The 6,117-nt window shown below is 72.4% G+C and carries 5 protein-coding genes and 1 pseudogene; all 6 read right to left on the reverse strand.

Translation table 11 applies throughout. From position 1 onward, the window contains the following. Positions 1-7 precede the first annotated feature (7 nt). The gene (locus tag HNV26_RS16815; RefSeq protein WP_171442347.1) at positions 8-595 is read right to left on the reverse strand and encodes a Fis family transcriptional regulator; all 588 of its coding nucleotides are present in this window, start codon (positions 593-595) and stop codon (positions 8-10) included. A 136-nt stretch (positions 596-731) separates the two neighbouring features. Then, positions 732-2,093: a universal stress protein gene (locus tag HNV26_RS16820; protein WP_171442348.1), complete on the reverse strand. Its 1,362-nt coding sequence runs from the start codon at positions 2,091-2,093 to the stop codon at positions 732-734. A 168-nt stretch (positions 2,094-2,261) separates the two neighbouring features. Continuing rightward, positions 2,262-2,684: a type II secretion system protein GspG gene (locus tag HNV26_RS16825; RefSeq protein WP_171442349.1), complete on the reverse strand. Its 423-nt coding sequence runs from the start codon at positions 2,682-2,684 to the stop codon at positions 2,262-2,264. Positions 2,685-2,737: 53 nt separating this feature from the next. After that, a pseudogene (locus tag HNV26_RS39320) lies at positions 2,738-4,010 on the reverse strand (adenylate/guanylate cyclase domain-containing protein). 47 nt (positions 4,011-4,057) lie between these two features. Then, positions 4,058-5,071, reverse strand: a complete 1,014-nt coding sequence (locus HNV26_RS16835) for an OmpA family protein (protein ID WP_253816678.1) — start codon at positions 5,069-5,071, stop codon at positions 4,058-4,060. Between the two features lie 41 nt (positions 5,072-5,112). Continuing rightward, the coding region (locus HNV26_RS16840) for a GAF domain-containing sensor histidine kinase (protein ID WP_171452830.1) at positions 5,113-6,117 on the reverse strand (1,005 nt) is incomplete at its 5' end.

Raw genomic sequence — 6,117 nt, forward strand, 5'->3', positions numbered from 1 at the left:
CGCGGCTTCAGCGGGCGGCGTTCCTGGACACGGCCTTCGCTCGAGCGCCGCCGCTCACCTTCTTCTGCTTGGGAGCGATGCGCGTCACCGTGCCCGGACGCCGGGCCACGGCCGCCTCGCGGGCCGCTTCCTCGGCGGCGCGGGCCGCGGCGGCCTTCAACGCGAGCTGTTCGGCCTGCTGCGCCCAGCGGCGCTTCAACAGGTCCCGCAGCCCGTCCTTCTGCAAGTCCACCTGGGCCTTGTGCAGACGGTAGTGCAGGTCCTCGCGCAGCGTGCCGCGCGCCAGCGCCGCGTCCGCCGAGCCGGAGACCCCCAGCACCAGCTTCGGCCGCTCCTCTTGCGTCCGCAGGCATTGCAGCAGGACGAACTGCGCGTCCCGCCCCAGCTTCGCCACGTCCGGGACGAACACCACCCCGTTCGGCTGCCGGAGCGCTTGCGGCAGCTCCGCCGCCTGCCGCACCTCCACCAACTCCACGTTGAAGTTGCGCGCGGCTTCCTGCGCCCAGCAGCGCCGCTCCTCTTCCGTCCCTCCATGGAGGAGCAGCGAGGAACGGTTACAGACGAGCTCCACTTCACGATAACCCTGCGGTGTCACCGGCGGCCCCCCTGCGTCTGGCAATGCGTGATTTCTAGATTCTAATGCAGACGTGCCCCACCGGGCACGTCGGAGCCGGCACCACCTGACTGTCCTTTCATGTGATGACAGGTATCCACCATCTGAAACACCTGCCTCAGGCGGAGGGCACCACCATGACGGGCCGGCGGCAACGCGTCACCAGCTCATGGGCCACCTCACCCTCCAGGGCGTCCCGCAGGCGCGAGGGCTCCAGGGACGTCCCCACGCACACCAGGTCCACCCCTTCGCGCTCCGTGGCCTGGCAGATGGCCAGCGTCACGTCCTCGCCCGTCACACCCTCCACGCTCCAGCGCACCGTCTGGGCGGTTTCGTCGCGTGGCACCAGCTCCCACAGCCGCTGGAGCACCTGGTCCCTGTCCCTGGCGGGCTCGGGCAGCACGCCGTAGTGGTCCGCGAAGCCGCGGTCCTCCAGCTTGCGGCGGTGGACGTGCAGCAGGTGCACCCGGCCCCCGGGCCCCACCAACGTGCGCGCATGGGAGATGGCCTTGGTGCAGGCCTCGGAGAAGTCCACGGGCACCAGCACGCTTCGTGGTGGGCGGTCCACGCGCCGGGCCTGCACCAGGGGGGGCACACACACCACGGACTGCGCCGCGTGCCGCAGCACCCCCGCGGACACCGAGCCATGCCACAGCCGCTTCACCCCGCTGCGCTGGTGCGTGCCCACCACCATCAGGTCCGCGCCGCGCGTGTGCGCCACGTGCATCAGGTGGTCCGCCGGACGGCCGAAGCCGGGCTCCAGCACCACCTCCACGCGGCCCTCGCCCACCAGGTCCCCCACCTGCTCGCGCACCTCGCGTTGCAGCACGCGCTCCACGATGGGGTCCAGCGCCTCCATGCCCTGCAGCGCCGGCTCCAGCAGCTCCACGTGCACGGGGCTGTGGATGCCCAGCCGTTCCCGCTCGTCCATGGGCGAGCACACGTAGGTGGCCAGCACGTCACACGGCCCCACCCGGCGCAGCTCGCGCAGGAAGGACACCGCGGCGCCCGTGGTGGAGGAGCCGGGGTCCACGCCCACCAGCACCAACAGCCGCCTGCGGCCCCGCGCCCAGTCGGTCAGCGCGGTGTCGCTGCGCACGGCCAGCACCGGCGCGCAGCCGTAGCGGGACAGGCGTTCGGGCACCGTGGCCCGCCGCCACGCCGGGGTGCGCCAGCCGGACGCGGCCACCACAATCCACCGCGCGAGCCGGCACTCCTCCTCACTGAGCACTTCATCCGCGGAGGTGCCCGCCTGCAGCCGGTAGCGCACCACCCTCGCGAGCGTTTCGAGCCGCGCGGCCTCCTCCTCCAACCGCTGCTGGGTGAGGGCCAGCGCGCCGGTGCCGTCGTCGAGGAACGCATCGCCCTCCGCGACGCCCAGGAGCAGCAGCGGCTCTTGCAACCGCCCCGCCACGGCCGCCGCTACGTGGGCGGCCGCGAGGGACTCAGGGGACAGGTTGGTGACGCACACGATGGCCATGGCTGCCCTCCAGGTTCGGGAAGACCCTTCCCCGTGGAGGAAACAGTGGCCATGGCGACGCCAGGAAGCGGGCACCCGCCCCACGCCGGCTCGCCCCAGGGCCCGGCGCACACCGCACGCGCGGGCTCGCGGGGCCTGGGCGCGCCCCAGCGCCTGCCCGCCCGCACGTCACATGCGCTCGGGCGCACCCTTGGGCACGGCGTGCCCGTCATGGTTGGTGTGGTCCTGCTCCTCGCCCGAGCCTCCCCGGTCTCCGCTCTTGCCGAAGGTGGACAGGAACACCTCCTCGCCGTTGCTCGTGTAGCGGTACGGCCGGCCCCACGGGTCCAACGGCACGGAGGGCAGGTACGCGGGAACCAGCAGCTCCTCCACGTCCGCGTCTTCCGGCAGGGTGCCCTTATCCGCGCGGTAGCGGCCCAGGGCCTCCTCCAGCAGGGCGAGGTCCTGATGGATGCGGTCGGCGTGCACGGCCTTGGAGCCGCTCAGCGCGCCCACCAGGACGGCGACCACCAATCCGAGTCCGAAGACGAGCCCCACGAACAACACGGGGGAGCGGCGGGACGGAGGGGGCTCGTCAGATGAGGCGTTCATGACCTCTTCCTATAGCCGCTTTCCGGTCGCGAGGCGCGCGTGGACTTCATCCCTTACAGGGCGCGGAACAGTGGAACGGGCTGCTGCTTGCCCTTCAGCCGCACGGGAGGCAGGTCCTCGAAGGCCGTCTCGTTGGCGTCCACCAGCTCGCGGGTGCGCTCCCCCACCAGGATTTCCCCCGGGCCCGCCAGCGCGCACAGCCGCGCGGCCACGTTCACCGCATCCCCGATGCAGGTGTACTCGGCGCGCACCGTGCTGCCGATGTTGCCCGCCACCACCACGCCCGAGTTGATGCCGATGCCCAGCTCCAGCACCAGCGGCTGGCCCTCGCGCCCGCCCGAGCACCTGGTTGAGCACCCCCACCACCTGCTCTGGAGGCAGGCTCTCCGCCAGGCCGGTGAAGTTGCGGATGTCCGCGAACAGCAACGTCACCTCGCGCTTCTCGCCGGTGAGCACCACCGCGTCCGCGCTCTTGAGGATTTCCTCCACCACCGCGTCGGACGTGTAGCGCGCGAACAGCTTGCGCATGCGCTCCGTTTCGCCGGTGCGGCGCACCACGCTTTCGATGCGCGCGGCCAGCTCGTCCATGGACGCGGACTTGTTGACGTAGTCATCCGCGCCAGCGCGCAGGCCGCGCACGCGCTCGGCCTCCACGTCGTTGGCGGTGAGGATGATGGCGGGCACCGCGTGGCTGGGGCCTTCCTTCAGGCGGCGGCACAGCTCCACGCCGTCCAGGCCGGGCATCTCCAAATCGCTGAGGACGATGACGGGCTGGAGACGGCCCATGCTCTCCAGGGCCTCGAACGGGTCCTGGAAGCAGAGGACTTCGTAGCCCAGCGCCACCAGGCCCTCCTGCACGAAGGCGCAGGCCAGCGGGCTGTCGTCCACCACCACCACGCGGCGACGGCCGTCAGAGGAGGGGCGCGGCAGGTCCTGCCGCCCGGCGATGCGGCTCTGCAGCCCCAGCGCCTCGTAGATTTGCTTGTAGGTGCAGTGGCCCAGCTCCACCAGGATTTCACCCAGCTTGCGGCCGTCGCGGCGCTGGCGCGCGAGCGCCTCGTCGAGCTGCGCCAGCGTCACGTACTTGAGCCCCACCAGCAGCTCGCCCAGCGCGGGCTGCAAGGGGCTCTTGTCCTGGTGCAGCCCGAGCGCCTCTCCCAGCGCGTCCTGAATCTGCTCCCGCGTGACATAGCCCAGGGAGATGAGGGCTTCCCCCACGCGCTGCCCGGTGAGGGCCTGGAGGGCGAGCGCCTCCTGCACCTGGCTGGGCGAGACAATCCCCAGCTTGAGCAGCAAATCACCAAACAGGGGGCTGGAAGCACTCATGGTGGGTGAGTGTACCTCACACCCCCCACCCACGGGGAGTCCGGGACTTACGGCCGTCCGCGCGGCGCCACCACCCGGAGGTCCAGACGGCGGTTGGCCTCGCGTCCCTGGGCAGTCTCATTCGACTCGACGGGCTTGTCCGGGCCGAACCCCGACGCCTCCAACCGCTCCAGCGGGACACCCCGCTCCACCAGGTAGTCCCGCACCGCCTCCGCGCGCGCCAGCGTCACCTCCCGCTGCACGTCCGGGTCCCCGCGGTTGTCCGTGTGGCCCTCGATGGCGATGACACCCAGCCGCGGGTGCACCAGCAGGACTTCGGCCACGTTGTCGAGCACCGGCTGGACGCGCGGCTGGAGGGCGGCGGTGCCGGGCGCGAAGGTGATGCGCTCCAACAGCTCCAGCCGGTCCGGGCGGATGACGACGCGCTGCTTGCGCGCCGCCGGGCAACCCTGGTTGTCCACCGCGCCCCGCTCACGCGGGCAATTGTCCCGGTGGTCCGCCACGCCGTCACCATCCACGTCCCGCTCCGGGCAGCCGCGCAGCGAGGGCAGGCCCTCCTCGTCGGGACAGGCGTCCTCTTCATCCGGCACGCCATCCCCGTCCGCGTCACGGATGGGGCACCCCTCGCGCGAGGCGGGCCCGGGCTCGTCCGGGCACTTGTCCGCCGCGCCCTCCACCCCGTCGCGGTCCGGGTCGTCGACGGGGCAGCCCTGCCGCTCCAGCGGGCCGAACACCCGCGGGCAGGCGTCCTTCGCGTCCTCCACGCCGTCCTCGTCCGAGTCGCGGATAGGGCAGCCGTCCCGCGACGCGGGCCCGGCGTGACGCGGGCACTTGTCCACCGCGTCCTCCACGCCGTCGCCGTCCGTGTCCCTCGCGGGGCAGCCCTGGAGCCGCGCGAGCCCGCGCACGGTGGGGCAGGCATCCTCTCCATTGAGGACGCCATCGCCATCCGCGTCCAGGCCCGGGGCGGGCGGGGGCGCGTGCCGGCAGCCCGGGGCGGCCACGGCCAGCACGGCGGCGGCGAACAAGGCCCGTCGGAGGAGTGCGCGCGTCTTCATCATCCGCGGAACCAGAGCGCAGCGAGTGCGAGCTGTCCAGGCGCTCACGCCGGCAAGGGCAGCTCCACGGTGAAGGTGGAGCCCTTGCCCGGCTCGCTCGCCAGGCGGATGCTGCCGCCGTGGGCCTCGACGATGCGCTTGGTAATCCACAAGCCCAGGCCCAGCCCCTTGAAGTGCTGCACCGACGCGGAGCGCTCGAACTGCTCGAAGATGCGCTCCTGCTCCTCCGGCGACACGCCGATGCCCTCGTCGCGCACGGACAGCCGCGCCACCGGGCCCACCGCCTCCACCTCCACCGTCACCGGCCGGCCCGCGCCGTACTTCGCCGCGTTGGTGAGCAGGTTCACCAGCACCTGCTCCAGCCGCAGCCGGTCCCAGTGCCCCGACACCGGCCTGTCCAGCAGCAGCCGCACCTCGTTGCCCGCCAGCGCCAGCTCCTCGGACATGCGGCCCACCAGCTCGCGCGTCAGCGCCGCCAGGTCCACCTCTTCACGCTTCAGCCCCAGCCGCCCCGAGCTGAGGCGCGAAACATCCAGCAGGTCATCGATGAGCAGCCCCAGCCGCTGGCCCGCCTTCGCCGCCCGCTCCGCGCGCTCCGCCAGCCCGTCCACGGCCATGGCCTCGCGGGCCATGCGCGCCAGCAGGTGAATCTGGAGCTGGAGCGCGTTCAGCGGCGACTTCAGCTCGTGCCCCGCCACCGACAGCAGCTCGTCCCGCGCCTTCACCGCCTGCGTGGCCGCGCCGTACCGCCGCGCGTCTTCAATGGCCAACGCCGCGCGCGCCGCCAGGCTCTCCAGCAGCGCGCGCTCCTCCACCGAATACTCGCGGCCCCGCGCCTCGCGCATCACCCCCAGCGTGCCCAGCACCCGGCCGCGCACGCCCAGCGGGACGACGATGACGCTGTGGGGCCCGTAGTGCTGGAGGAAGGGCATGCCCTCCGGCACGCGCTCATCGCGCAGGTCCTCGGCCTGGAGGCGCGGGACGAAGAGCGGCTGCCCCGTCGCCGCCACCCGGCCTGACAGCCCCTCCCCCCCCCTGTATCTTATACA

Origin of the sequence: Myxococcus xanthus (assembly GCF_013116825.1) — a bacterium.
GTDB lineage: Bacteria > Myxococcota > Myxococcia > Myxococcales > Myxococcaceae > Myxococcus > Myxococcus xanthus_B.

Excerpts from the sequence above, each read along its gene's own strand:
- HNV26_RS16825 (WP_171442349.1), bottom strand. The coding sequence starts at position 2,684 with ATGAACGCCTCATCTGACGAGCCCCCTCCGTCCCGCCGCTCCCCCGTG.
- HNV26_RS16835 (WP_253816678.1), bottom strand. The coding sequence starts at position 5,071 with ATGATGAAGACGCGCGCACTCCTCCGACGGGCCTTGTTCGCCGCCGCC.
- HNV26_RS16820 (WP_171442348.1), bottom strand. The coding sequence starts at position 2,093 with ATGGCCATCGTGTGCGTCACCAACCTGTCCCCTGAGTCCCTCGCGGCC.